Annotated in this window: 19 protein-coding genes; 10 read left to right on the top strand and 9 right to left on the bottom strand. The window is 72.1% G+C overall.

The annotated features are described in order from the left end of the window. Nucleotides 1-27 precede the first annotated feature (27 nt). Nucleotides 28-756, top strand: coding sequence for a polysaccharide deacetylase family protein (locus tag ACERZO_RS16985; RefSeq protein ID WP_372665633.1), 729 nt, complete (start codon nt 28-30; stop codon nt 754-756). On the opposite strand, the gene ACERZO_RS16980 is transcribed toward ACERZO_RS16985, so the two are convergent. Beyond that, nucleotides 714-1829 (bottom strand): serine hydrolase domain-containing protein, encoded by a 1116-nt coding sequence (locus tag ACERZO_RS16980; RefSeq protein ID WP_372665632.1) that lies wholly within the window; start codon nt 1827-1829, stop codon nt 714-716. The genes ACERZO_RS16985 and ACERZO_RS16980 overlap by 43 nt on opposite strands. A 96-nt stretch (nt 1830-1925) precedes the next feature. On the opposite strand from ACERZO_RS16980, the gene ACERZO_RS16975 reads away from it, so the two are divergent. After that, the gene (locus ACERZO_RS16975; RefSeq protein ID WP_372665631.1) at nt 1926-2582 is read left to right on the top strand and encodes a TetR/AcrR family transcriptional regulator; all 657 of its coding nucleotides are present in this window, start codon (nt 1926-1928) and stop codon (nt 2580-2582) included. A gap of 15 nt (nt 2583-2597) precedes the next feature. Here ACERZO_RS16975 and ACERZO_RS16970 read toward each other — a convergent pair whose 3' ends face one another. Continuing rightward, complete coding sequence (locus ACERZO_RS16970; RefSeq protein ID WP_372665630.1) at nt 2598-3584, bottom strand: histidine kinase; 987 nt, start codon at nt 3582-3584, stop codon at nt 2598-2600. A 24-nt stretch (nt 3585-3608) separates the two neighbouring features. Here ACERZO_RS16970 and ACERZO_RS16965 point away from each other — a divergent pair, with 24 nt between their 5' ends. Together ACERZO_RS16965 and ACERZO_RS16960 are read left to right on the top strand one after the other, a co-directional pair. After that, nucleotides 3609-4187, top strand: a complete 579-nt coding sequence (locus tag ACERZO_RS16965) for a LuxR C-terminal-related transcriptional regulator (RefSeq protein WP_372665629.1) — start codon at nt 3609-3611, stop codon at nt 4185-4187. After that, on the top strand, nt 4184-5080 hold the full coding sequence (locus ACERZO_RS16960; protein ID WP_372665628.1) for a hypothetical protein: 897 nt from the start codon (nt 4184-4186) through the stop codon (nt 5078-5080). Before ACERZO_RS16965 ends, ACERZO_RS16960 begins: the two co-directional genes overlap by 4 nt. A gap of 9 nt (nt 5081-5089) precedes the next feature. On the opposite strand, the gene ACERZO_RS16955 is transcribed toward ACERZO_RS16960, so the two are convergent. Then, entirely contained in the window at nt 5090-5707 is a 618-nt protein-coding gene (locus ACERZO_RS16955) for a TetR/AcrR family transcriptional regulator (protein WP_372665627.1), read from the bottom strand. A gap of 66 nt (nt 5708-5773) precedes the next feature. Here ACERZO_RS16955 and ACERZO_RS16950 point away from each other — a divergent pair, with 66 nt between their 5' ends. The 6 genes from ACERZO_RS16950 (at nt 5774) to ACERZO_RS16925 (ending at nt 12767) form a co-directional block, all read left to right on the top strand. Continuing rightward, nucleotides 5774-6412 (top strand): MSMEG_1061 family FMN-dependent PPOX-type flavoprotein, encoded by a 639-nt coding sequence (locus ACERZO_RS16950; RefSeq protein WP_372665626.1) that lies wholly within the window; start codon nt 5774-5776, stop codon nt 6410-6412. Nucleotides 6413-6414: 2 nt separating this feature from the next. Then, entirely contained in the window at nt 6415-7296 is an 882-nt protein-coding gene (locus ACERZO_RS16945; RefSeq protein ID WP_372665625.1) for a PDR/VanB family oxidoreductase, read from the top strand. Between the two features lie 11 nt (nt 7297-7307). After that, a complete protein-coding gene (locus tag ACERZO_RS16940; RefSeq protein ID WP_372665624.1) occupies nt 7308-8093 on the top strand; it encodes a siderophore-interacting protein in 786 nt (261 codons plus the stop codon). Nucleotides 8094-8143: 50 nt separating this feature from the next. Beyond that, complete coding sequence (locus ACERZO_RS16935; RefSeq protein ID WP_372665623.1) at nt 8144-9019, top strand: helix-turn-helix domain-containing protein; 876 nt, start codon at nt 8144-8146, stop codon at nt 9017-9019. Nucleotides 9020-9270: 251 nt separating this feature from the next. Continuing rightward, the gene (locus ACERZO_RS16930; protein WP_372665622.1) at nt 9271-11028 is read left to right on the top strand and encodes a maleylacetate reductase and hydroxyquinol 1,2-dioxygenase domain-containing protein; all 1758 of its coding nucleotides are present in this window, start codon (nt 9271-9273) and stop codon (nt 11026-11028) included. Further along, the gene (locus tag ACERZO_RS16925) at nt 11025-12767 is read left to right on the top strand and encodes an FAD-dependent monooxygenase (RefSeq protein ID WP_372665621.1); all 1743 of its coding nucleotides are present in this window, start codon (nt 11025-11027) and stop codon (nt 12765-12767) included. The genes ACERZO_RS16930 and ACERZO_RS16925 overlap by 4 nt, the downstream gene beginning before the upstream one ends. Here ACERZO_RS16925 and ACERZO_RS16920 read toward each other — a convergent pair whose 3' ends face one another. From ACERZO_RS16920 to der, 6 genes are all read right to left on the bottom strand, one after another. Further along, nucleotides 12768-13712, bottom strand: coding sequence for a peptidylprolyl isomerase (locus ACERZO_RS16920; protein ID WP_372665620.1), 945 nt, complete (start codon nt 13710-13712; stop codon nt 12768-12770). A gap of 105 nt (nt 13713-13817) precedes the next feature. Then, the gene (locus tag ACERZO_RS16915) at nt 13818-16094 is read right to left on the bottom strand and encodes a glycosyl hydrolase family 95 catalytic domain-containing protein (protein WP_372665619.1); all 2277 of its coding nucleotides are present in this window, start codon (nt 16092-16094) and stop codon (nt 13818-13820) included. A 24-nt stretch (nt 16095-16118) separates the two neighbouring features. Further along, entirely contained in the window at nt 16119-18413 is a 2295-nt protein-coding gene (locus tag ACERZO_RS16910) for a glycosyl hydrolase family 95 catalytic domain-containing protein (RefSeq protein WP_372665618.1), read from the bottom strand. 125 nt (nt 18414-18538) lie between these two features. Next, nucleotides 18539-19954 carry a M1 family metallopeptidase gene (locus ACERZO_RS16905; protein ID WP_372665617.1) on the bottom strand — a complete coding sequence of 472 codons (1416 nt, stop codon included), beginning with the start codon at nt 19952-19954 and terminating at the stop codon, nt 18539-18541. Nucleotides 19955-20045: 91 nt separating this feature from the next. Further along, complete coding sequence (locus ACERZO_RS16900; RefSeq protein WP_372665616.1) at nt 20046-23939, bottom strand: Pls/PosA family non-ribosomal peptide synthetase; 3894 nt, start codon at nt 23937-23939, stop codon at nt 20046-20048. Between the two features lie 254 nt (nt 23940-24193). Then, nucleotides 24194-25654: a ribosome biogenesis GTPase Der gene (der, locus tag ACERZO_RS16895; RefSeq protein WP_372665615.1), complete on the bottom strand. Its 1461-nt coding sequence runs from the start codon at nt 25652-25654 to the stop codon at nt 24194-24196. Nucleotides 25655-25668: the final 14 nt, after the last annotated feature.

Genomic DNA, 25668 nt, shown 5'->3' with positions numbered 1-25668 from the left:
TTCCCGGGTCCTCGCCAGGGTGGCTGCATGATCTGGAAATCCCGCCGCGCGCGGAAGTGGACGATCGCCGTCGCGGTCGTGCTGGTCGTCCTGCTCGCCGGCGCGGTCACGCTGTTCGAAATCTCGAAGTCGCGGACGTTCCAGTTCTTCGGCACCCTCGTCAACCGCGTCGAGACGACGGAGAAGGTCGTCGCGCTCACCTTCGACGACGGGCCCGACCCCGCCGGGACCCACGCGATCCTGGAGACGCTGCGCGAGCGCGCGGTGCCGGCGACCTTCTTCCTCATCGGCCGCGACATCGCCGCGCACCCCGACCTCGCGCACGACATCGCCGCGGCGGGCCACGAGATCGGCAACCACAGCTTCAGCCACGACCGGATGATCGGCGTGACGCCCGCCTGGGTCGCGGACGAGGTCGAGGCCACCGACGCCCTCATCCGCACGACGGGCTACTCCGGCGAGATCCTGTTCCGGCCGCCGAACGGCAAGAAGCTCTTCGCCCTGCCGCACTACCTGGCGACGCACAACCGGATCACGATCACGTGGGACGTCGAGCCGGACTCCGACGGAACGCCGGACGCGGCGACCGTCATCACGACCACGGTCGACCAGGTCCGGCCGGGCTCGATCGTGCTGCTGCACGGGATGTACGCGGGCCGCGAGCAGACCCGCCAGGCGATCGGGCCGATCATCGACCGGCTCAGGGAACAGGGCTACCGGTTCGTGACCGTGTCACAACTCATCGCTTCCCGGTAGAAAGCGGCGAGCGCGCCGTCGATCGGATGCGGCTGGGGCCGGCCCGCCTCGTCGAGCCGGTTCCAGCGCTGCAGGTTCACCGCTACCGCGAACTGCCGCCGGCCGTCCGCGCGGGCTGCCGCCAGGGTGCCGCCGCCCCAGACCGTGCCGCCGTGGCCCCAGAACTCCGCCGGCTCCACCGGGTGCAGGCCGAGGCCGTAGTCGATCAGCTTGCCCTCCTGGGAAATGATCCGGACCGTCCGCCGCATCTCCGCCAGCGAAGCCGGTGACACGATCTCGCCCGCCAGCAGCAGCCCGAAGAAGCGGTTGAGGTCCGCGACCGTCGAAATCAGCGACGCCGACGGCCCCACCCACGACATGTCGAAGACGCTGTAGTCGCGCGGCGGGTCGATCATGCCGAACCACGACTCGTACAGCTTCGAGTGCGGCCCGTCGACGCGCGTTCCGGTGGGGAACCCGGTGTCGCGGAGGCCGGCGCGGTCGATGACGTCGCGGGTGATGCACTCCTCGGCGCTGCCTCCGGTGACGTGTTCGAGCAGTTGGCCGAGCAGCAGGTAATTGGTGTTCGAATACACGCCGGGAGTACCGCCGGGAGTGCCGACCGGCGGCGCGCCGACGCCCATCGCGATCAGCTCGACCGGGTCGAACCGCGTGTACCGGTGGTCGTCCAGGCTGTCCGGCCGGGTGGCCGCCAGGTCGGGGAACGCCTTGAGGCTCGGGTAGGCGTACGGGAGGTACTCGGCGAGCCCGCTCGTGTGGTCGATCAGCATCCGGACCGTGATCGCCTGTCCGCGGTCGCCCGGGACCAGCGAAGGCAGGTAGTGGCCGATCGGGGTGTCGAGCCCGAGCCGGCCGGCTTCGACCTGGCGCAGCACCGCGGCGGCGGTGAACGTCTTCGTGACGCTGCCGACGCGGTGGCGCAGGCCGGCTCGGACGGGGTGGCCGGTCTCGACGTCGGCGACGCCCGCGGCGCCGCACCAGACCTGGTCACCGGCCCGCACCTCGGCGAACACGCCCGGCACGCCGGCGCGGTGGACCGCGGCCAGAGCGGCGTCGAGCTTCGCGTGATCCATGGGGACTCCTCTCGGGAAGTGAAGTGTCCTCATTATGCACGCAGTGCGTGCAACAGCAAGTGCATAAGCTATGCTGACGGTCGGCGAAAGGACGAGATGGCGAACCGAAGGCGTTGGACGACCGAGGAAATCCTGGACACGGCCGCGGAGCTGCTGCGCCGCAGCGACGCCGAGTCGTTCAGCGTGCGCAAGCTCGCCGCCGAGCTGGGGACCGACTCCTCGAGCCTCTACCGGCACTTCCGCACCAAGACCGAGCTGCTGCGCGCGCTCGCCGACCGGATCCTCGTCGGCGCCATGGCGGGGTACCGGCCCGAGGGCGACTGGAAGCAGCGCCTGACCGCGCTGGCCCTGCGCCTGCGGGAGGCGTTCGGCGAGCAGCCGCAGATCGCCGTGGTCTGGGGCCGCTACGCCTCCAGCGGCGCGGGCTCCCGGCTGGTGATGGAAGAGGTGCTGCAGGCCCTGCGCGCGTCAGGCCTGGCCGACGAGCGGATCCCGGCGCGCTACCACCGGATCGCGATCCTCTTCGCCGCGCTGATCGCGTCCGAGGCCGGCGTCAGCACCGTCACGCCCGAGGAGCACGAGCAGGGCATGGAGCTGTTCCGCGTCGCGGTGCTGGGCGCCGACCCCGACCGCTTCCCCGCCCTGGCCCACTTCGCCCGCGAAGTCCGCCCGCTCGGCGCCGACCGCCGCGCGGCGTTCGAAGAGCTCATCGCCGCCCAGCTCGCCGACATCGAGGCCACGCTCCCCTCGTGAGTGGGAAACAGTGTTCTAACCCTGTTTCCCACTCACGAGCGTCCGGCGGCCGGCGGGCAGGGCGAGGGTGGCCACCCACTCGCCGTCGCGCGGTCCGTGCGTCACCGCTCCCCCGGCCGCCGCGGCCTGCTCGGCCAGTCCCGCCAAGCCATATCCCGCACCGGTTCGCGGAGTTCCCTTCAAGGTGTTGCGCGCGGTGATCGTCATGTGGTCGCCGGCGTGGACGTCGATGCGCAGCCGGACGCCGGGACCGTTGTGCCGCAACGCGTTCACCGCCGTCTCCGCGACGAACCGCTCGGCCAGCTCGCGCACCGGACGCGCCAAGGCGGGCAGCACCGGGTCGCGGTCGAGGACCAGGCCCGCGGTGCGCAGCCGGGCCAGCACTTCCGCCAGATCCGGCGGCCGGTCGGCGTCGTCGCGCAGGTCGTCGAGCGTGCGGCGAACCAGCGTGAGCGCGCCGCGGCCGGCGGCCAGCAGCGTGTCGAGGCGCTCGCGGTCGGCGTCGGTCAGGTCGCCGACCGCGCGCAGCGTCTCCGCCTGCACCAGCATCACCGCCGTGGTCTGGGCGAGCGTGTCGTGCAGCCGCCGGGCCGCGCGCTCGGCCCGGTCGGCGAGCGCGCGCCGGCGTTCGGCGCCGAGCAGCCAGGCGACCGCGCAGATCGTGACGGCCAGCAGCGTGCCGTCGAACGGGCCCTTCGCCGGGTACACGGTGAGACCCACCGCCAGCGCGGCCGCGGCGGCGAGCCACCGCTGCGGCGTGCTGTACAGCGCGAGCAGCACCGGCACGTACATCGTGTTGCGCGGCTGCTCGAGCAGCAGGTGCCCGGCCGTGGCGAGCGTGACGACCACGAGCACGACGGCCGGCGCGCGCCGCGACCACAGCAGCGGGACCAGCTGGACCGCGCTGAGCAGCGCCGCGACCCAGCCCTGGTGCGGGGTCCAGGCGCCGCCGGCGAGGAACACCGCGGCGGCCGCGGCCGTCGTGACGAGGGACTGGCGCATGCGCCCGACAGTAGGATGCCCGGCATGATCCGGGTCCAGGTCGTCGACGACCACGCGCTGGTGCGCGAGGGCATCGCGCTGATCCTGGGCGCGCAGCCGGACCTCGACGTCGTCGCGCAGTACGCGAGCGGCCCCGAGCTGCTCGGCTCGTCCGTCGAGGCGGACGTCGTGCTGCTGGACCTCTACCTGCCCGGCATGGACGGCCTCGAAGTGCTGCGCCGCCTGCCGCCCACGGCACCGCGGGTGCTGATGCTGACGACCGTCGGCCGGCCCCGCGAGATCCGCGAAGCCCTGACCGCGGGCGCGGCCGGGTTCGTGCTGAAGGACTCGAGCGGCGACGAACTCGCGGCGGCCGTCCGGGCCGCCCGCCACGGCGTGACAGCGATGAGCCCGGCCGTGGCTTCGGCGTTGAGCGCGGGCGGCTCGCTCACACCGCGCGAACGGGATGTGCTGGAACTGCTGGGCGAAGGACTGTCCAATCGGGACATCGCGGCGCGGCTGCGGCTGGCGGAGCGGACGGTCAAGGTGCACGTGGGGAACGTGCTGGCCAAGCTGGGCGTCACGAGCCGCACCCAGGCGGCGCTCCTGGCCAGGGAGCGGTGATCCCGGCGTGGTGCGCGGAGCACCTCGGGAGCGTCCCGGTCGAGGTGCTCTTCGAACACAAATCGCTGTCCGAGGTGGTCGGGCTGCTGCTGGCCGACGGCCGCGAAGTCGTCGTGAAGGCTCGCGAAGACGAAGGCCGGGAGGCGTCCTGCGTCGCCGCCCAAGCGCGGCTGGCGGAACGCGGGTTCCCGTGCGCGCGGCCGCTGACGGACGTCATCCGGGTCGGGTCGCTGGCCGTCCACGCCGAAGAGTCGCGGCCCGGCGGTGTGGTGCTGCTCGGCGACACCCCGGACATCGCCGAGCGCTACGCGGCCGTCTTCGCGCGGCTGATGACCGAGCTGACCGACGTCGTCGTCGCACCGCCGTTGCCGAATCCGCGCTGGGCCCGGTGGGACCACCGGGATCCGGGGCTGTGGCCGGCGATCGGGTTCCTGGACGAGCGGGACCAGAGCGCCGTGCCGGAGTACGTCTTCGAAACGGCTGTCCGCGCTCGCAAGCGCTTGCTGGCCACGGATCTGCCGTGCGTGCTCGGCCACGCCGACTTCGAGGCCCAGAACCTCCGCTGGCACGACGGGGAGATCTGGGCCGTGCACGACTGGGACAGCCTGGCCCGGCAACCGGAAGCCGCGCTCGTGGGAGCGGCCTGCGGGACGTTCGCCAACGCGTCGCCGCCGACCCTGGCTCCCCTCGCGAGTTCCGCCGCGTTCTTGGCCGCCTACCAGGAACTCCGCGGCCGCCGGTTCACCGCGGAGGAGCACGAGATCGCGTGGGCGGCGAGCCTTTGGGTCGCCGTGCACAACGCGCGGTGGGAAGCACTGCACGGTGCTCGCCCGGTGTGCGGCGAGGCGGTCCGCGACCAGGCGGCCGAACGCCTGCGCCGGGCGGGCGCCTGACCCGCCCGTTCACCCCTTGACGTACCGGGTCAGCATCGCGACCATCTCGTCCTCGAGCCGCCGGGCGTCGATCGGGTCGGGTTCGGCGAGCAGGTCGTGGACGGCCAGCTCGACCGTCGCGATGACCAGGCGGGCCGCCGTGGCGGTGTCGGCGACCCGGACCTCGGGGTGGCCCTCCAGCAGCTCGCGGGTGTGGCCGACCATGTCCTGCTTCACCCGGCCGATCCGCTCCAGCAGCTCGTTCGAGCGCGGGGCCTGCTCCAGCAGCATGCGCAGCAGGTGCGGGTCGTCGAGGTGGGTTTCGACGGCGAGCCGGACGAAGACGCGGAAGATCTCCTCGATCGAGTCCGGCAGCGGGCCGGTCAGGACCTTCGCCGCGGCCGCCGTGCCGTCGTCGAGGTGGCGGGTCAGCAGCTCGGCGAGGATCGCGTCCTTGTTCGGGAAGTACTGGTACAGCGAGCCGATCGAGATCCCGGCCCGCTCGGCGATGCGGTTGGTGGTGCCGGCGGCGTAGCCGTGGTCGGCGAAAACGTGAGCAGCCGCGGTCAGGATCCGCTGCCGGGTCAGCTCGGCCCGGACCTGACGCGGCTGTTTACGTGGCTGGATGCGGCGCTGGTCCGGCGGCACGGCCCCTCCTGCGGTGAGCGTGGAAAGCGAGTAGTCAAGATCTGAGTATTTGCTCATAATTATGTCATGACCAGCACAAACACGCTGACCCGCCGGTACCGGCGGGTGTCCATGGACGAGGTCCGGAGCCGCCTGGGCGCGCCCGAAGAGATGCTCGAGGGCAAGAAGCTCGACCACGTCGACAAGCACGCCCGGCGCTTCATCGCCCACTCGCCGTTCCTCGCGCTGGCCACGTCCGACGCTGCCGGCCGCGGGGACTGCTCGCCCCGCGGCGACTACCCCGGCTTCGTCAAGGTGCTCGACGAGCACACGCTCGCCCTGCCCGACCGGCCCGGCAACAAGATCGCCGACTCGTTCCGCAACATCGCCGAGAACGACGGCGTCGGCCTGCTGTTCCTCATCCCCGGCATGCGGGAAGTGCTGCGCGTCAACGGAAGCGCGTACGTCACCGACGACGAAGACGTGCTCGCGCGGATGCGCACCGAAGCCAAGGCGCCGATGCTCGCCATCATCGTCGAGGTCGCCGAGGCGTACTTCCACTGCGGCCGGGCGCTGCTGCGGTCGCGGCTGTGGGATCCCGCCAGCCAGGCGCTGGCCGCGGAGATGCCGTCGGCCGGCGAGATCGTCACCGACCAGCTCGGCGTGGCCGTCGACCCGGCGGTGTTCGAGCAGATCCTCGAAGAGAGCTACCGGAAGCTGTACTGACCATGCAAAAGACGATTCTGGACCGCATCGAGCGCGTCGCCGACGACGTCGTCTCCCTCGTGCTGCGCGGCGACGAAGGGCCCCTGGCGCAGTGGGAGCCCGGCGCGCACATCGACCTCGCGCTGCCCAACTGGCTGACCCGGCAGTACTCGCTGTGCGGCGATCCCGCCGACCTCTCCGCCTACCGCGTCGCCGTCCGGCACGACCCGTTGAGCCGGGGCGGCTCGGAGTACGTCCACCTGTACCTGCGTCCCGGCCGGACACTCGAAGTTTCGGTGCCGCGCAACCACTTCCCGCTCGTGCCCGCGCCGGAGTACCTGTTCGTCGCCGGCGGGATCGGGATCACGCCGATCGTGCCGATGTTGCGGGCCGCCGGTACCGCGGCGACGCTGGTGTACGCGGGCCGCTCGCCTTCGGCCATGCCGTTCGCGGCGGAACTGCGGGCCGCGTACGGCGATCGCGTGCGGCTGTTCGACCACGGCCGCCCGGATCTCGCGGCGCTGGCGGCGGAGTTCCCGGCGGCGGAGGTCTACTGCTGCGGCCCGGCGTCCATGGTGGACGCGGCCGAAGCGCTCTTCCCGCGTGTGCACACCGAACGCTTCCAACCCACGCAGCGCGTCTTCGCGCCGGACACGCCGTTCGAGGTCGTGTGCGCCCGTTCCGGGCAGACCGTCCAGGTGCCGGCCGACGAATCCCTGCTGGACGTGCTGAACCACGCCGGGAAACCGGTGCCGTCCGGGTGCCGCGAGGGTGTCTGCGGGAGCTGCGAACTGGCCGTCCTCGACGGCGATCCCGAGCACCGCGACGACATCGGCGCCCCGGACGGGCGGATGTACCCGTGCGTGTCACGCGCGTTGTCGCCCCGGCTCGTGCTGGACGTCTGATGATCCCGAAGGTGCGTCGCCCTGCTTCCCGCCGGATGATCACGCTCGAGGTCCTGGCGAACACCGCGCCCAGCCCGGCGTTCCGGACCATCACCCTCGGCGGCGCGGCGCTCGAGGACCTCGACGTCGTGGGCGACGACCAGGCCGTGCGGCTGTTCTTCCCGCGTGTGGGTCAGGAGGCGCTGCGGATGCCGACCCGGGACAACGAGGGCTGGATGGCCGAGGTGCTGATGATGCCGAAGTCGCGACGGCCGTGGGTGCGCAACTACACGATCCGGCGTTCCCGGCCGGGCGAGATCGACATCGAGTTCGCCCTGCACGACGGCGACGCCCCGGCGGCTTCGTGGGCCCGGCGAGCGCGTCCGGGCGACGCGGCCGGCGTCTTCGACCTGGGCGTCAGCTATTTACCGCCGGCCGGGGTGTCGTGGCAGCTGCTGGCCGGGGACGAGAGCGCGTTGCCGGCGATCCTGGCGATCCTCGAGGGCGCAGCGCCCGATCTGGTGGCGGAGGTGTTCCTGGAGGTGCCGTCGACGGCGGACATCCGGGTGCTGGACGCGCCACCGGGAGTGCGGGTGCACTGGCTGCCGCGGGACGAGCCCGGCCGCCGCCCGGGGACGCTGGTTTCGGCGGCGCTCCAGGGTGCGGACCTGCCGCCTGGGCGCGCCTACGCGTGGGTGGCCGGGGAAAGCGCGCTGGCCACGGGTGTCCGGCGGCACCTCGTGCGGTCGCGTGGCTGGCCGAAGGGCGACATCGCGTTCTTGGGCTACTGGCGCCACGGCCGCTCCGCTCCGGGTTGAGCCCCGGTTCGCGTACCATCGCGGGCAGCCTCGACGTCGAGGAGGCAGGCGTGGGCGAACTCGGGCTGGGCGACACCAACGGCATCCTCGCGCTGCCCTGGGTCCGGCCCGAACGCACCAGCGCGGGGCTCGGCTGGGACCGGGTGTACGTGTCCAAGCAGCGGGAACGTCCGTACCGGGCCGAGTTCGCGGCCGCGGGCAGCCACCAGCTGATCCTGCACCTCGACGGCCCGGTGACGGTCCGCCGCGGCGTCGGTACCCCGCGCGAGCGCAGCCGCCGGATGCCGGCGGGCGGCCTGTTCCTGCAGCCGTCGCACGCGGATTTGTCGGTGGAGCTGGGCGGCGAGCTCGAGACGGTCCACGTGTACATCGCGGACGACGCGGTCCAGGAGGCGGCGGGCGACCACGCGCCGATCCGGCTCGCGGAGGAGCTCGGCAGCACGGACCCCCTGCTGGAGCAGCTGGTGCTCAGCTTGGACGGAGTGGTCCGCGAATGGGAGCCGAGCGCCCGAACGTACGCGGACCAGCTGGGCGCGCTGGTGGCGGCGCAGCTGGTCCGCCGCCACCACGCGGGACCGCTCCCGGAACAGACGGCGGCGCGGGGGTTGCCGGACCGGCAGTTCGCGAGGGTCCGGGACTTCATGGCCGAACGGCTGGCCGAGGCGGTGCCGCTGGCCGAGCTGGCCGCGCTGGCGGGGTTGAGCGTGAGCCAGTTTTCGCGGCAGTTCAAGGCGCGGACGGGGGTGCCGCCGCATCGGTACCTGCTGAGGTTGCGGGTGGAGCGAGCGGGGTTGCTGCTGCGGACGGGTGACGATCCGATCGCGGAGATCGCCGCTCGGTGCGGGTTCTCGCACCAGGAGCATTTGACGCGGGTGTTGCGGGCCCAGCTGGGCACGACCCCGGCGGCCTTGCGCCGGACGGGCTGAGACGCCGCCCGGGCATGCGGCTTGCGGGGGTGCGGGCTTGTCGGATCCCCCTCGCCGCTGCGTGCGCAAGTTCGCCGCCCGCCGCACAGCGGCGGCGGGCCGGTGCCGGAGCTTCGCGGCACCCACCAGCCGACTTGCGCGGTTTCGTGCCATGCCCACCAGCCCCCCGCCGGCCAAGCTTGCGCGTTTCGTGCCGAGCGGCAGCACGAACGTGCAGGACCGCCGCCGTCCGCGCCCGGATACTCCCCCGCATGACCTCGTTCACCTACGCCGCCAACCCCGTCCGGGTGATCTTCGGCCGCGGCACCCTCGGCGCCCTCGGGGACGAGGCCCGTCGCCTCGGCATGAACCGCGTTCTCCTCGTCGGCACCCCTCGGCACGCCGAGCAAGCCGCCGAACAGCTCGGCCCCCTCCTCGCCGCCCGCTTCGAAGATCCCGCCATGCACACCCCCGTCGACGTCACCGAGCGCGCCCTCAAGGTCGTTGCCGAGCACGGCGTCGATGGCGTTGTCGCCGTCGGCGGGGGCTCGGCCACCGGGCTCTCGAAAGCCGTCGCCCTGCACACCGACCTGCCGCAGCTCATCGTCCCGACCACCTACGCCGGCTCCGAACTCACCGCCGTCCTCGGCCAGACCGCCGACGGCCGCAAGACCACCCAAAAGACCCCCAAGGTCCGCCCCGAGACCGTCCTCTACGACGTCGACCTCACGCTCGGCCTGCCCGTGCCCCTCTCGGCCGCCAGCGGGCTCAACGCCCTCGCCCACGCCGTCGAGGCCCGCTACGCCCCCGACGCCAATCCGATCACCGACCTCCTCGCGAACGAAGCCGTAAAACTCCTCACCGGCGCTCTCCCCCGCATCGCACAAGATCCGTCCGATGTGGACGCCCGCACCGACGCCCTCCGCGGTGCCTACCTGGCCGGCACCTGCCTCGACGCCGTGCGGATGGGCCTGCACCACCGGCTCTGCCACCTCCTCGGCGGCAAGTTCGGCCTGCCCCACGCCGAAACGCACGCCGTCCTCCTCCCGTACGTCATGGCGCACCAAGGCCTCGACGACGCCGCCGACGTCTTCGCGCTCGCCGAGAGCCTCCCGATCCCGCACTCCCTGGCCGAACTCGGCCTCACCGAAGCCGACATCGCCGACGAGCCGGAAGCCGACCTGCTCCGCCAAGCCCTCACCGGCACCCGCCCCGCCACACCACCCAGCCTCAAGGCGCTCACGAAACAGGTCGTCGACAGCTTCGCCGCCGCGCCGGACCGCGTCCGCACCCTGCTCACCGACCTCGTCGAGACGCTGCACGCCTACGCCATCCGCACCGACCTCACGCAGGACGAGTGGGAGTACGCGATCGGCTTCCTCACCCGCGCCGGGCACATCACCACCGACACGCGGCAGGAGTTCATCCTGCTGTCGGACACCCTCGGCTTGTCGAGCGCCGTGGACGTCCTGACCAACTCGCGCACGCCGGACACGACCCCGTCGGCCGTGCTCGGACCGTTCTACGTGGACGGTCCACCGGAGACCCCGCAGGGGGCGAACCTCGCCGAGGGCCTCCCTGGAACTCCACTGTGGACGGATATCAAAGTAACGGACACCGATGACCAGCCGGTCCCCGAAGCGATCGTCGACGTCTGGCAGTCCAATGAGGACGGCTTCTACGACGTCCAGCTGCCCGATGTGGACGGCCCGGTCCTGCGCGCCCGCTTCCGCACGGACGAGAACGGCCGGCTGCGGTTCCGGACCATCGTCCCGAGCGCTTACCCGATCCCCGCCGACGGCCCGGTCGGGCAGATGCTCGACGCCGTCGGCCGGCACCCCTACCGGGCGCCGCACGTGCACTTCATGATCGCCAAACCCGGCTACCGGACGCTGATCACCCAGCTGTTCGTCGCCGGCGGCGAGTACCTCGACTCCGACACCGTCTTCGGCGTCAAGGACGGCCTGATCGTCGATTTCTCCGAGCAGCGCCTCGACTTCACCTTCCGCATCTCAGGGAGCAGCGAATGAGCTACGACACCGACGTCATCGTGGTCGGCAGCGGCCCGGCCGGCGGCTCCGCGGCCCTGCTGCTCGCCACCTACGGCGTACCCACCGTGCTGGCCACCAAGTACGGCTGGATGGCCAACACGCCCCGCGCGCACATCACCAACCAGCGCACCATGGAAGTGCTGCGCGACCTCGGCGTCGAGGCCAAGGCCCTCGCCGTCGGCACGCCGCCGGAGCTGATGGGCGACACCGTCCTGTGCACGTCGCTGACCGGTCCGGAGATCGGCCGCATCGCCAGCTGGGGCACCGGCGACCGGTCGGCGGCCGAGTACGCCGCCGCGAGCCCGTGCCACATGATCGACCTCCCGCAGACCTACCTGGAGCCGATCCTCGCGAGCGAAGCCGCCGCGCGCGGCGCGAAACTGCGGCTGGACACCGAGTTCCTCGACTTCACCCAGGACACCGGCGGCGTCACCGCCCGGTTCCGCGACCGCGTCCGCGGCGACGAGTTCACCTTGCGCGCCAAGTACCTCGTCGGTGCGGACGGCGCGCGCAGCAAAGTCGCCGAACAGGCCGGGCTGCCGATCGCCGGGCAGACCGGCAAGGCGGGCAGCATGAACATCACGTTCACCGCCGACCTGGCACCGTACGTCGCACATCGCCCGAGCGTCCTCTACTGGGTGATGCGGCCGGGCGCGCACCTCGGCGGCATCGGGATGGGCCTGGTCCGGATGGTCCGGCCGTGGAACGAGTGGCTGCTGACCTGGGGTTACGACATCGAGCAGGCGCCACCCGAGGTCGACGTCGAAGAGGCGACGCGGCTGGTGCGCGACCTCGTCGGCGACCCGGACCTCGACGTCGAGATCACCTCGACGTCGCTGTGGACGGTCAACCACAACTACGCGACGGAGTACCGCAACGGCCGGGTGTTCTGCGCCGGCGACGCCGTGCACCGGCACCCGCCGTCCAACGGGCTCGGCTCGAACACCTCGGTCCAGGACTCGTACAACCTCGCGTGGAAGCTCGCGATGGTGCTTCGCGGCGAGGCGGGCGAAGGGCTGCTCGACAGCTACAGCGCCGAACGCGCCCCCGTCGGCAAGCAGATCGTGGACCGCGCGAACCTGAGCCGGGACCAGTTCGGACCGATCTTCGCCGCGCTGGGCATCAGCGGCGACACCGACGCCGACGGCATCACGGCCGGCCTCGAAACCTGCCTCGCGCCGACGGCCGAGGGCGCGCGGAAACGGCGTGAACTGGAGCAGGCGATCGAACTCAAGCACTACGAGTTCAACGCCCACGGGGTCGAAATGGACCAGCGGTACTCCTCGGGCGCGGTGCTGCCCGACGGGGTCGTCGCCGAAGCGGACCGCGATCCCGAGCTGTTCCACCGGCCGAGCACCGAGCCGGGCGCGAAGCTGCCGCACGCGTGGCTGGTCGGGCCGCACGGCCGCCGGGTGTCCACTTTGGACCTCGTCGGCGGCGGCCGCTGGACGGTGCTGACCGGGCTGACCGGCACGGCGTGGCGCGACGCGGCGGCCAAGGTCGGCGCCGAACTGGGCCTCGACCTGCGCGCGGTGCGCGTCGGCGACCCGGAAGGCCGCGACGCGTACGGCGACTGGTCGCGCCTCAGCGGTATCGACGAGGCCGGTTGCCTCCTGGTCCGCCCGGATGGCTACGTCGCCTGGCGCCACCGCGCGGCGTCGCCGGAAGCGGCGAAGTCGCTGCTCACGGCGTTGCGGAAGCTGCTCGACCGGCCCTGATCACGGCGCGGTGACCCGGGTCAGGGTGACCGGGATCTTCGGGGGGCCGCTGCCGTCGCCGATGCCGGGCTTCGACGGGTCGATGCCGCCGTGGGCGACGTTGTCCAGGACGTCGAGGCCGGCGTCGTCGATGCTGCCGAACACGGTGTACTCCGGCGAGATCTGCACGGTGCCGAAGACGAGGAAGAACTGCGAACCGCCCGAGTCGGGCTCGGCCGTCTTGGCCATCGCGAGGACACCGCGGCCGTAGGTCAGCTCGGGGAACACCTCGTCGCGGATCGTGTAGCCCGGGCCGCCGGTGCCGTCGCCGGCCGGGTCGCCGCACTGCAGCATCTGCAGCCCGGCCGTCACGGACAGCCGGTGGCACGCCGTGCCGTCGTAGAACCCTTGCTTCACCAGGCTCAGGAAGTTGACCACGGTGCACGGCGCGAGCGCGCGGTCGAGCGTGAGCCCGATGGCGCCCGCGCTCGTCGCGACCCGCACGGGGACGGTGCCGGACGACGGCGCCGGACCGTCGGGCGGCGGCGCGACCTTCTTCGGCGCCGGTGAGGTGGGATCCGGGGTGAAGGCGCAGGTCACCGGGTCGGCGAGCGGCTTCGGCCGCTGCGGCATCCGGGCCCGGCCGATGGTGGGCAGCGTGTACGCGGCGCTGGGGCCGGTGGTGGTCGCCGACGGCGAGGTGGGGATCGACGGCGGCGTCGCGGGCCCGGTCCCGATGGCGCTGCTGACGTCGTCGTCGCGCAGGAACCCGGGATAGCCCCAGGCCAGGAAGGCCAGCGCCATCACGATGACGACGACGACCGAACCGGTGATCAGCACGACGGCGGCGGGCGAGGTCTTCTTCGGCGGCACCGGCGGCTGCCACTGCGGGTACGGGTGGGACGGTGGCGGGCGCTGGAATCTCTCGGCATGGTTGTGACCCGGCCGATCCCCCGGCTCGCTCATCCGCGCTCCCCTCGTCAGCCGCCCATTGTGCCGCGAAGACCTCCTCCCCGGGGCGGGAATCCGGAAAGGAGGGTCTTCGGGAGGGCAGGAAGAGGGGTACTCAGCTCACGGCAGCCCCCACGGCGTGCTCGCTCCACCGGGCGCGACCGGCCGCACCGCGAAGTCCGGCCGATCTCCCTTCCGGTACACGAAGGCGTCCTCGCCCCGCCCCAGCTCGACCTGGACGTCCCCGGTGGCCAGCCGGCGCCAGCGTCGCGAGCGGCCCCGCGCGTCCGTCACCGCCAGCTCGCCCTCGATGCCCGGCCGCAGCACGCACGGCGCGCCGGCTTCGCTGTGCACCTTCAGCCACCGCGTCTTCCCCGCCGCCCGGGACGCGCTGAGCAGGAACGCGCCTTCGGTCCGGAAGTCGCGCAGCGCGATGTCGCCCCAGGCCGCGGGCACCGCCGGGAACAGCCGGACGACGCCGCCCCAGCTCTGGACCAGCATGTCCTGCACGGACTTCGCCGCCGACAGCGGTGTCTCGATGACCGGCCCGGACTCCTTGTACATCGTGTTCGGCTGGATGTACCGCCGCTGCAGTTCGCCGAGGTAGAACGCGGCCTGCTCGCCGCGCAGCATCTGCGCCGAGATCGACGCCGCCCCGGTGAACGTGTAGCCCTGCAACGCTCCTTCGAAGCCGACCCAGTGGTTCAGCGACGTCTCGATGATCTGCCGGTGCTCCGGCTGTTCCCACGTGACGTCGTAGAGCGGGTAGATCTGCAGCAGGTGCGAGTAGTGCCGGTGCGACTTCGCGAACGGCACGCCGGCGCCGATCATGTACCCGTTGCTGTCGGCGGGGTAGTCCACCAAAGTCGCCAGGACGTTTCGCCAGCGAGGCGCCAGCGGGTCGCCGGGCGCGTTCTGCAGCAGCGTCTGGCAGCCCCAGCGGATCAGCGACAGGTCGTAGTTGCAGTCGGGCGCGTTGACGCCGTACTCGGGTGAGAACGTCGGCGGCAGGTGCAGCCTGCCGTCCGGGCCTGGGGCGAGGAAGTGCAGGTAGTAGTTGATCGCCTTGCGCAGCAACGGGATCAGCGTGTTTCGCAGCAACGAATGGTCCATCGTGTGCCGGTAGGACAGCCACACGTTGTGCAGCGCCCACGTCAGGTTGCCGACCTCCGGCGTCGGCGTGTCCTGCCCGGGAATGCCGACCGGGAACCCGCTGGTCGCGTTGGAGACGCCGTTGAGCAGCGTCATGTCGGTCGTGCGCGGGATGCCCGCCGAGTCGGCCTGGTACGGCTCGGCCACCTGGCTCGTCAGGTTGCTCCGGTACTTGTCGAGGGCGTAGCTGACGGCGTCCAGTTCCAGGTGGTTCGAGCCGTGGATCAACCAGTATTCGAGCTGGACGTTGAGGTTCCACCACGTGGCCGGCCACGGCGTGTTCTCCAGCCACGGTCCCGACGTCGCCATCACGGGTGCCTCGCGCCGGGCCGCCGACGCCACCTTGTACAGCTGGATCCAGTAGAAGGCCTGCAGCCGGGTGTCCGGAATGGACACGAAACTGCGCCGGTAGTAGTCGTGCCACCAGCGGCGGTGATCCTGCGTGAGCGCGGCGAACGGCTCCGCGCGGCGGACCGTCGAGAGCGCCCGCGCCACCGACGTCTTCGCCGGGTGCGACCACGCCACCGACGTGTACAGCGTGCGCGCGCCGCCGCGGGTGACCTCGCGCCAGGCCGTCACGTGCTCACCGCCGGCCAACAGCGGCTGGACGGCCAGCCGCGCGTCGCCGCTGCCGCTCAGCTGCACCGGCGGGTTCGCGGTGTAGCCGGCGGGCGGCGGCTTGTTCCACACCGGATCGGCGCGCGGACTGACCGCGACGGCCGGGTGGAACACCCACTTGAACCCGCGTTCCCCTTCGGAGGGCCGGATTTCGACGGCGAGCAGCGACTGTCCGGTGTGGACGATCGCCCGCAGGCTCAGGCTGCCCGCGGCCGTCGTGATCGTGCCGGTCAGCTCGGCGTTCCACAGGTCCATCCGCCAGTCGATCGCGGTGATCGCCCCGACCGGTTCCAGGGTGAAGTACCCGATCGGCAGCCGGGCCAGGCCGAACAGCGAGCCGAACTCCGGGCGGTGGTCCTGCACCTGGCTGTGCTGGACGTTGAAGCGGATCGCGTTTTGCCCGGGTTCGGCGTAGACGCCGGAGCCGAGGAACCCGTTGCCCAGGAACGGTCCCTCGTACCAGGTCTTCGGCAGCCGCCGCCAGTACAGGTCGGCGGTGCCGAGGAACCCGGCCCAGCCGAAGTCGTCGCCGCCGGGCTCGGCGGCGAAGGCGGGCGTGATCCCGGCCGCGCCGGCGGCGATCCCGGCGAGCGCGCCACCGAGCACGGTCCTGCGGGTGATGTCCATTCGACCTCCTCGTCGAAAGCGGTGTCAGCTCGGCAGGCCCCACGCCGGAGCGGGGCCGAGGGCGGGGACGTTCCGCGGTGCGCAGTCCGGCCGCCCGCCCCGCGGGGTGACGACGGCGGTGCCGCCGCGGCGCAGCCCGATCGCGATCCGCCCGGGTCCGGCCGGGCGCCACGGCAGGCGGCGGCCGTGCTCGTCGCGGACGTCGACGTCCCCGGGGACGCCGTGCTGGAGGACCAACGGCTCGCCGGCTTCGCTGTGCACGCGGACGAACTCCGTCCGGCCGTCGCGGCGGGACGCGTCCACGAGGAACGCGCCTTCCGCGCGCAGCCCGGCGATCGAGGCGTCGCGCCAGGTCGCCGAGACCGACGGGAAGATCTTGAGCACGCCACCGGAGCCCTGCATCAGCATGTCCACAACGGACTGGGCGGCGGTGATCGGGCTCTCGATGGCGAAGTTGGAACCTTCGCGGTACATCGTGTTCGCGGTCAGCTCGGTGTCGGCCACGATGTTCCGGTCGAGGAAGAACTTCAAGTAACGCAGCGCTTCTTCGGGCGCGTCCATCACGGACTTCATCGAGGACGCGGCCGCGTAGCTGTAGCCGTGCCAAGCCGACTGGTCGGCGGCCCAGTGGTCGAACGTCCGGGTCATCAGGTCGCGGTCCGCCGGCCGGTCCCAGACCTTTTCCCGCAGCGGGTAGAGCCACAGCAGGTGCGAGAAGTGCCGATGCGACGCGGCCAGCGGGACGCCGTCGCCGATCAGCACGCCGTTCGCGGGATCTTCGTGGTATGGCACGAGTTTCGCGCCGATCTCCCGCCAGATCGGCACGCGCGGTTCGTCGAGGCGCAGGATCCGCGCGGTGTCGACGAGCGTCCGGGCGGCCCACCGGATCAGCGACAGGTCGTAGGTGCAGTCGGGCGCGTCGGCGTACTCCGGCGAGCGGGTCAGCGGCAGGTGCAGGAACCCGTCCGGGCCGGTGACCAGGAAGTGGCGGTAGAAGTTCAGCGCCTTGGCCAGCGTCGGGTACAGGACGTCGCGCAGAACTCGCCGGTCGAGGTGGTGGCGGTAGGCGAGCCAGACGTTGTGCAGGCCCCACAGCAGGTTCCCGGTCTGGTCCGTTTTGGACGTCGTCCCGGGGACGCCGACCGAGCGCGTGCCGCCGGGCCGCAGCCGCCAGTCCCCCGGGTGCGAAAGTGCGTAGGTGTCGCCGTCGCGGTAGGCGGGCGGCACGGACGTCTCGAGGTTCGCGTGGTCGCGGCGGAAGGTCTCGGTGACGGCGTCGAGCTCGGGGTGGTTGCTGCTGTTGACGATCGGGTAGGTGACCTGGACGTTGAGGTTCCACCAGACCGCGGTCCAGCTGTTGCCGACCTCGGGGAACCACGGTCCCCACTCGGACACGACCGGCCCGTCCGCGCGGGTCGCGGCGGCGATCTTGTACAGCTGGATCCAGTAGAACCGCTGGACCTGCTTGTCCGGCACCGAAACGAAGCTGCGCCGGTGGTAGTCGTTCCACCAGCGGCGGTGGCGGGCCAGCAGCGCGTCCGGGTTCGCGGCAAGCGCTTTCTCGACGCTTCGGCGGGCGTCCGCGGTGTGCGTGGTGCCCGGGAAGCTGTAAGCGACAGTGGCGGCGAACAGCCGTCTCGTGCCGATCGTCCGCTCCTGCCAGGCCGTGGTGTACCCGCCACCGGCGAGCATCGGCTGCGCGCAGTAGCCGTCGGCGACCTCGGGGGCGGGGTTGGCGACGTACTCGGGCGGCTTGCGGACGGTCCGGGTCGTCGCCGACTCGAGCGGCTGGAACGCCCAGGCAGCACTGTGTTCGCCGGCGCTCGGGGTCAGCGAGACGAGCAGCACGCCGAGGTCGTTGTGCACGACGGCGGAGAACGCGACCGAGCCGCGGGTGGTGGTGATGGTGCCGCCGAGTTCGGCGTTGTAGAGGTCGAGCGTCCAGTCGACGGCGGTGATCGCGCCGGCGAGGGTGAGCGTGAGGTAGCCGATTGGCAGGCGCGACAGCCCGATGCCGGCTTCCCACTGGACGCGCTGGTCCTGCACCTGGGTGTGGCTCAGCATGATCTTGAGGGTTTCGGGTGTCTTGCCGGCGTAGACCTGGACGCCGAGGTAGCCGTTGGCGAGGAAGGGACCTTCCTGCCAGTTCTTCGGCAGCCGCTTCCAAACCATGCGCGCATCGGCGGCGACGTCCCGGTGCGGGTTTCCCGGCTGCGCGGCGGCGGGTGGCGACGCCTGAGCCCAGAGCCCCCCGAACGCGGCGGCCCCCACCGCGACCGATGCCGAGCGAAGCACGGTACGCCGCGACACTGCGTCCATGAAGCGTCCTCCGAATTCATACTACGTTTCGGTGCGATCAGCAGGCGGCGTGCGGCCATACTTGCAGAGGGCGTCCCGAAACGCCAGGAGGATTCACCCGGAAAGCGGCAGAGACATCCGACGTATCAGGTGCCGGGCAGCGGAGGCAGCGCCGGGGTGAACAGCCACCGCTCGAAGAACGCGTCCAGCGACCGAGCCGCATAAGCCTCGGCCATCGCGACGAACTGCTCCGTCGTCACCAGGCCGTGCCGATGGTCCCCGGTCCACGCCTTCAGCAACGCGAAGAACGCCGGATCCCCGATCTCCGCCCGCAGCGCGTGCAACGTCAACCCGCCGCGCTTGTACACGCGCTCGTCGAACATCCGCGACACGCCCGGATCCGCGATCCGGACGTCCGCCGGCTTGGCCTTGATCCGGGTGTGCCACACCCGGGCGAGCGCCGAAGCGGGCTGGCCGCCCGACTCCTCCGACCACAGCCACTCCGCGTACGTCGCGAAGCCCTCGTTCAACCAGATGTGACGCCAGTCCGCCACCGTCAGGCTGTTGCCGAACCACTGGTGGGCCAGCTCGTGCACCACCAGCCGCTCGTACGTGCGGCGGCCGTCCACGTGGTTGGCGCCGAAGATCGCCATCCCCTGGGCCTCGATCGGGTCGTCGAGGTCGTCGTCGGTGACGACGATGACGTACTCGTCGAACGGGTACGGCCCGAACAGCCGCTGCAGCATCTCGATCATCCGGCCCTGCCGGCCGAAGTCGCGCTCGAACGCGCGTCGCAGGCGCGGGGGCACCGCGGCCCGCTGCGGCACCGTCTGCAGGACCGAGTCGACGTGACCGCGGCCGAAGCCGAGCGTGAAGCGGCGCGCGCCGACCCCCGTGTGCGGGAACCAGCCGCGGCCGGTCAGCTCCAGCTCGTCGTAGCGGCCGAGCTGGACGCTCATCAGGTACGTCGCCGTCGGCTCGGGCCGCTCGAACACCCACCGCGTCGTGCTGCCGCCGATGGAGCGCTCGACCAGGTTGCCGGTGACCGCGACCAGGTACGGCGACGCCGTCGTCAAGGTGACGCGGTACGTGGCCTTGTCCGACGGGTGGTCGTTGCACGGGTACCACGACGGCGCCCCGACCGGCTGGCTCGCCACCAGCGCGCCGTCGGTCAGCTCGTCCCAGCCGACGTCGCCCCAGCGGCTGCGCACCGGACGCGGGTTGCCGACGTAGTGCACCTCGATCGTGAACGCGGCCCCCGAAGCGATCGGCTTCGCCGGCCGGACGTGCAGCTTCGCGCCGCGCTTCAGGTACTTCGCGGGCTTGCCGTCGACGAGCACGCGGTTGATCCGGAACTCGCCGAAGTCCAGGCTGACGCGGGAAAGCGCCTGCGTCGCCTCGGCCGTGAGCACCGCGGACGCCGAGAGCCGGTTCGGCCCGACCTTGTAGTCGAGGTTCAGGTCGTAGTGCCGGACCCGGTAGCCGCCGTTGCCGTGCGCGGGGAGGTAGGGGTCACCCGAGGTGTCCGCGCCGGGGGCCGGTGCCGGAGCCTTCGAAATCACCCGTGCCGAACCTTTCCTCGTACCGACGTACCAAACCAGGCTCGCACGCCACGGGTGAGTCCGGCGAGCCAGGCGGGTACTTCGTGACCTTCTACTTACCCGTCCACGCGGAGATCGGGTTGCCGAGCCAGCGCGTGTCCGCCGGCACCTCGTCGCCGCGGGTCACCAGCGAGCCCGGGCCGACCGTGGTGCGCGCGCCGATGCCCGCGCCCGGCAGCACGATGCCGTGCGGGCCGAGCGTCGCGCCCTCGCCGAGCGCCACCCGCGACATGCTCATGATCCGGTCGTGGAACAGGTGCGTCTGCACGACGCAACCGCGGTTGATCGTCGCGCCGTCGCCCAGCTCGACGAGGTCCGCCTCGGGCAGCCAGTACGTCTCCAGCCACACGCCGCGGCCGATCTTGACGCCCATCGTGCGCAGCCACGCCGGCAGCAGCGGGGTGCCGGCGATCGAGCCGATCAGCCACGGCACCGCGAGCGCCTCCACGAAGGTGTCGGCCAGCTCGTTGCGCCAGACGAAGGAGCTCCACAGCGGGTGGTCGATCTCGCGGAACTTGCCGACCAGCAGCCACTTCATGACGGTCGCGGTCAGCGCCGCGACGACCCCGGCGGCCAGCAGGGCCGGTCCGGCCAGCAGCAGCGCGACGCCGAACCCGTACGCGGAAGCCGCCCACAGCAGCCCGAAGGCGACCGAGACGGTCAGCGCGACCCCGCACATCACCGGGATGATCCGGCACAGCTCGACCAGCGCCCGCGCCGCCTTGAGGTGCAGCGCCGGGGTGTAGGTGCGGCTCGTGTCGGCGTCGCCGATCGCGCGGCGCACCGGCAGCGGCGGCATCCCGAGGTACGACGAGCCCTTCTTCGCCTTCAACGGCGTCGACGACAGCACGCCGACGAGGCCGCGCTTCGGCACCGAACGGCCGGGCGCGGTCATCCCCGAGTTGCCGAGGAACGCCTGCTTGCCGATCCGGGCCGGGGCGACGTGCAGCCAGCCGTGGCCGAGCTCGTAGGTGGCGACCATGGTGTCGTCGGCCAGGAACGCGCCGCTGTCGACCTTGGTCATCTTCGGCAGCGCCAGGACCGTCGACGCCTCGACGTTGCGGCCGACCTTCGCGCCGAGCAGCCGCAGCCACACCGGCGTGAACAGGCTGGCGTACAACGGGAACAGGCCTTCGCGGGCCATGCTCATCAGGCGTTCGGTGGCCCAGACCTGCCACGCGACGCGGCCGTGCACCGGGTGGTAGCCCTCGACCATGCCGATGCTCAGCGCCCGGACACCGACCAGCACGAGCAGCAGGTAGGCCAGGAAGTACGCGGCCGTCGCGGCCGGGACGAAGACCAGCGCGCGGGTGAACGCGTCGAGCAGCGTCGGCGCACCGGCGATCGCGTAGCCGAGCACGGCCACGCCGGCCAGCGCGGCGATGCCGGGCAGGAACCCGAGCACCAGCGAGGACGCGCCGTAGACGGCGGCCCAGAAGTGCGACCGCGGCGGGCGGCTCGACGGCCACTTCAGCGCGTCGCGCTCGTCCTTGGCCACGCGCGCGGCGGGCGATCCGGCCCAGCGCTGCCCGGCCGGGACGGCGCCGCGGACGGTCGAGCCGGCCGCGATCTCCGCGCCCTTGCCGATGCGGACGCCCGGGAACAGCGTGCTGCGCGCGCCCACGCGGGCCTCGGCACCGACGCGGACCTTGCCGATGTGCACGACGTCGCCGTCGACCCAGTGGCCGGACAGATCGACCTCGGGCTCGATCGCGGCGCCGCGGCCCAGCTTGAGGAAGCCGGTGACCGGCGGCGGCGAGTGCAGGTCGACGTCCTTGCCGATCCGCGCGCCGAGCGCCTTCGCGTACGTCGTCATCCAGGACGCGCCGGCGACGCTGTCCGCGCCGGAGAACTCGGCGAGCTTCTCGGCCGCCCACAGTCGCAAGTGGACACTCCCGCCCCGCGGGTAGGTGCCGGGGCGGACGCCGGAGAGCAGCACGCGCGCGCCGCCCGCGGCGATCGCGATGCGCCCGGCCGGGCTGAACAGCACCACCCAGGCCAAGCCGAGCCAGGCCCAGCTCAGCGTCGGCGCCCAAGCGAACCCGAGCAGCGCCAGGACGTTCGACAGCGCGGCGGCGAGCGCCGCCCAGCGCAGCCCGACCAGGCTCATCAACGGGACCATCAGCAGCGTCTGGATGACGCCGGCGCGACGCGGGGTCGGCGCGATGTCACGGCGTTCGGTGGCCTGGCCGCTCAGCGCGTCCAGCACGGCGGCCAGCGCGCCCAGCTTCGGGTGGGCGTAGATGTCGGCGACCGACACCTGCGGGTGGCGGGTGCGGATGCGCGCGACGACCTGGGCGGCGGTCAAGCTGCCGCCGCCGTGGGTGAAGAAGTCGGCCTTCGGGTCGTCGACCGACACGCCGAGGATCTCGGCCCAGCCTTCGGCGAGCCACGTCTCGGTCGGCGACAGCCCGGTGGCGTCCACAGTGGACAGCGGCCACGGCAGCGCGGTGCGGTCGACCTTGCCCGACGTGCGGGTCGGCAGGTCGTCGACGACGGCGAGCAGCGGGACCAGCGCGGCGGGCAGGTGCTCGCGCAGCCGGGTGGCGGCCTGGTCGTGGTCGAAGTTGTCATCCGAAGGGACGACGTACCCGACGAGGACCTGGTTGCCGGCCTTGGTGCGGCGGATCGCGGCGGCCGCGCCCTGCACGCCCGGCAGGGCCTGCAGCGCGGCGTCGACCTCGCCCAGCTCGATGCGGCGGCCGCCGAGCTTGACCTGCTCGTCGAGCCGGCCCAGGAACAGCAGGCCTTCTTCTTCGGCGCGGACCATGTCGCCGGAGCGGTAGGCGCGCTGCCAGCCCAGCGACGGCAGCGGCGCGAACTTCTCGGCGTCCTTCTGCTCGTCGAGGTAACGGGCCAGGCCGACGCCGCCGATGACCAGCTCGCCGGTCTCGCCCATGGCGACCGGCTCGCCCTCGTCGTTGACGACGGCGAGCTGCCAGCCGGCCAGCGGCAGGCCGATCCGCACCGGGCCCTCGCCGGTCAGCTGCGCGGCGCAGGCGACGACGGTGGCCTCGGTCGGGCCGTAGGTGTTCCAGACTTCGCGGCCTTCGACGGCGACGCGTTCGGCCAGCTCCGGCGGGCACGCTTCGCCGCCGAAGATGAGCAGGCGGACGTCTTCGAGGGCGTCGGCGGGCCACAGCGCGGCCAGCGTCGGCACGGTCGAAACGACGGTGATCCGCTGCGCGACCAGCCACGGGCCGAGGTCGACACCGGTGCGGACCAGCGCGCGCGGCGCCGGGACCAGGCAGGCGCCGTGGCGCCAGGCCAGCCACATCTCTTCGCAGGAGGCGTCGAAGGCGACGCTCAGCCCGGCCAGGACGCGGTCGCCGGGGCCGATCGGCTCATCGGCGAGGAACAGCTCGGCCTCGGCGTCGACGAAGGCGGCCGCGGACGCGTGCGTGACCGCGACGCCCTTGGGCTTGCCGGTGGACCCGGAGGTGAAGATGATCCACGCGTCGTCGGCCGGGCCGGGGACGCCGTCGCGGCCGCCCGGCGTCGAGTGGACCTCGATCTTGCCGTCGGTGGCGACGGCGGCGACCTGGGCCTCTTCGAAGACCAGCTCGGCGCGCTCGTCCGGGTCGTCCGCGTCGACCGGCACGTAGGCGGCGCCGACGGACAGGGTGGCGAGGATCGCGACGTACAGCTCGGCGGTGCCGGAGGAGATCCGGATGCCGACGCGGTCACCGAGGCCGACGCCGTACGAGCGCAGGCGGCGCCCGTAGGCGTCGATCTCCTCGAGCAGCCGCCGGTAGGTCAGCGTGGTGGTGCCGTCGTCGATCGCGGCGGCGGTGGGGTGCCGCTCGGCGGTCTCCGCGACGATGTCGAGCAGGGTGCGTTCGCCGGCGCCGAGGCCGGACCAGAACAGCGCCCGGTCGGCGACCGGGGCGGCCACGGGCGTGGCGAGCACCGGGGCCGTTTCGGCGGGTTCGATCGTGACGGTCATCGGGCGTCCACCTCGACCGGAACGAAGACGTGCAGGGACGAACTATGGGCGCGCAAGCCCATCACTCACCTTCCGCGAGCCTCACCGGGCTTGCTCTCCTGAATGAGGCGCCCGCAACGACCCTCCACCATACTCGCCGATGAAGGAAAGATATCTTCCCGGTCACGACGGAGTGTCGGACCTCACGATCATCGTCCTGACCAGCGTGATCCAGGTCGCAATTGACGGATCACGCCGGCCGGGACGTCAGGAAATCACCGCGTGCGCGCGGCTTTTCCGCCGATCTTCGGTTTCGCCTTCTTTTCGCGAACCCGCACATTCACCCGAACGGGGCTGCCGGCGAAACCGAACTGTTCGCGGAACTTGCGCTCGATGAACCGGCGGTAGCCGGCCTCGAGGAAGCCGGTGGTGAACAGCACCAGCGTCGGCGGCCGGATGCCGGCCTGCGTCGCGAACAGCACCTTCGGCTGCTTGCCGCCGCGGACCGGCGGCGGGGTGGCCGCGATGAGGTCGGACAGCCACGCGTTGAGCTGGCCGGTGGGCACCCGCTTGTCCCACGACGCCAGCGCCGTCCGCAGCGCCGGGGCGATCTTGCGCACCGAGCGGCCGGTCAGCGCCGAGACGTTGACCTTCTCCGCCCACGGCACGCGGACCAGGCCGCGCTCCAGCTCGCGGACCATCGCGTGCCGGCGGTCCTCGTCGACCAGGTCCCACTTGTTGAACACCAGCACGCAGGCGCGGCCGGCCTCGACGACCATCGTCAGCACCCGCAGGTCCTGTTCCGAGATCGGCTCGGCCGCGTCCAGCAGCACGACCGCGACCTCGGCCGCGTCGATCGCGGTCTTGGTGCGCAGCGAGGCGTAGTACTCGGCGCCGGCGGCGAAGTTCACGCGCTTGCGCAGGCCGGCCGTGTCGACGAACCGCCAGGTCTCGCCGTCCAGCTCGACCAGCGAGTCGACCGGGTCGACGGTGGTACCCGCGACCGAGTCGACGACCGAGCGCTCCTCGCCGGACAGCTTGTTCAGCAGGCTCGACTTGCCGACGTTCGGCTTGCCGACCAGCGCGACCCGCCGCGGGCCGGTCGACACGCCGCCGCCCTCGCGCGGCGCCTCGGGCAGGGCCTTGAGGATGGCGTCGAGCAGGTCGCCGGAGCTACGGCCGTGCAGCGCGCTGACCGGGTGCGGCTCGCCGAGGCCCAGCGACCACAGCGAAGCGGTGTCCGCGAGCAGCCGGTCGTCGTCGACCTTGTTCGCGGCCAGCAGCACCGGCTTCTTCGAGCGGCGCAGGACCTTCGAGACGGCCTCGTCGGTGGCGGTGGCGCCGACGGTCGCGTCGATCACCAGCAGCACGGCGTCGGCGGTCTGCATGGCCAGCTCGGCCTGCGCGGCGACGGAGGCCTGCAGCCCGGTCGCGTCCGGCTCCCAGCCGCCGGTGTCGACCAGGGTGAACTTGCGGCCACCCCAGTAGGCGTCGTAGGCGACGCGGTCGCGGGTCACGCCCGGCACGTCCTGCACGACGGCTTCGCGGCGGCCGAGGATGCGGTTGACCAGCGTCGACTTGCCCACGTTGGGGCGGCCGACGACGGCGAGCACCGGCTGCCCGAGGGCGGCCTCTTCGGCCGCTTCCGCCGCCTCGATCTGCGCGTCGAGCGCGGCGAACTCGGTCTCGTCCGACCAGGTGCCGTCGACTTCACCGACGCTGTCTAGCTCTTCCATCAGAACCCAATTTC

Source organism: Amycolatopsis kentuckyensis, from assembly GCF_041679295.1.
Taxonomy (GTDB): Bacteria; Actinomycetota; Actinomycetes; order Mycobacteriales; family Pseudonocardiaceae; genus Amycolatopsis; species Amycolatopsis kentuckyensis_A.
This window is presented reverse-complemented; position numbering and strand designations above follow the sequence as displayed.

Bases quoted from the DNA above. Each gene is read 5' to 3' on its own strand.
- ACERZO_RS16930 (WP_372665622.1), top strand. From the start codon at position 9,271: ATGACCTCGTTCACCTACGCCGCCAACCCCGTCCGGGTGATCTTCGGC.
- ACERZO_RS16900 (WP_372665616.1), bottom strand. From the start codon at position 23,939: ATGACCGTCACGATCGAACCCGCCGAAACGGCCCCGGTGCTCGCCACG.
- der (WP_372665615.1), bottom strand. From the start codon at position 25,654: ATGGAAGAGCTAGACAGCGTCGGTGAAGTCGACGGCACCTGGTCGGAC.
- ACERZO_RS16925 (WP_372665621.1), top strand. From the start codon at position 11,025: ATGAGCTACGACACCGACGTCATCGTGGTCGGCAGCGGCCCGGCCGGC.
- ACERZO_RS16915 (WP_372665619.1), bottom strand. From the start codon at position 16,094: ATGGACATCACCCGCAGGACCGTGCTCGGTGGCGCGCTCGCCGGGATC.
- ACERZO_RS16985 (WP_372665633.1), top strand. From the start codon at position 28: ATGATCTGGAAATCCCGCCGCGCGCGGAAGTGGACGATCGCCGTCGCG.
- ACERZO_RS16950 (WP_372665626.1), top strand. From the start codon at position 5,774: ATGACCAGCACAAACACGCTGACCCGCCGGTACCGGCGGGTGTCCATG.
- ACERZO_RS16970 (WP_372665630.1), bottom strand. From the start codon at position 3,584: ATGCGCCAGTCCCTCGTCACGACGGCCGCGGCCGCCGCGGTGTTCCTC.
- ACERZO_RS16980 (WP_372665632.1), bottom strand. From the start codon at position 1,829: ATGGATCACGCGAAGCTCGACGCCGCTCTGGCCGCGGTCCACCGCGCC.
- ACERZO_RS16910 (WP_372665618.1), bottom strand. From the start codon at position 18,413: ATGGACGCAGTGTCGCGGCGTACCGTGCTTCGCTCGGCATCGGTCGCG.
- ACERZO_RS16965 (WP_372665629.1), top strand. From the start codon at position 3,609: ATGATCCGGGTCCAGGTCGTCGACGACCACGCGCTGGTGCGCGAGGGC.
- ACERZO_RS16920 (WP_372665620.1), bottom strand. From the start codon at position 13,712: ATGAGCGAGCCGGGGGATCGGCCGGGTCACAACCATGCCGAGAGATTC.
- ACERZO_RS16975 (WP_372665631.1), top strand. From the start codon at position 1,926: ATGGCGAACCGAAGGCGTTGGACGACCGAGGAAATCCTGGACACGGCC.
- ACERZO_RS16945 (WP_372665625.1), top strand. From the start codon at position 6,415: ATGCAAAAGACGATTCTGGACCGCATCGAGCGCGTCGCCGACGACGTC.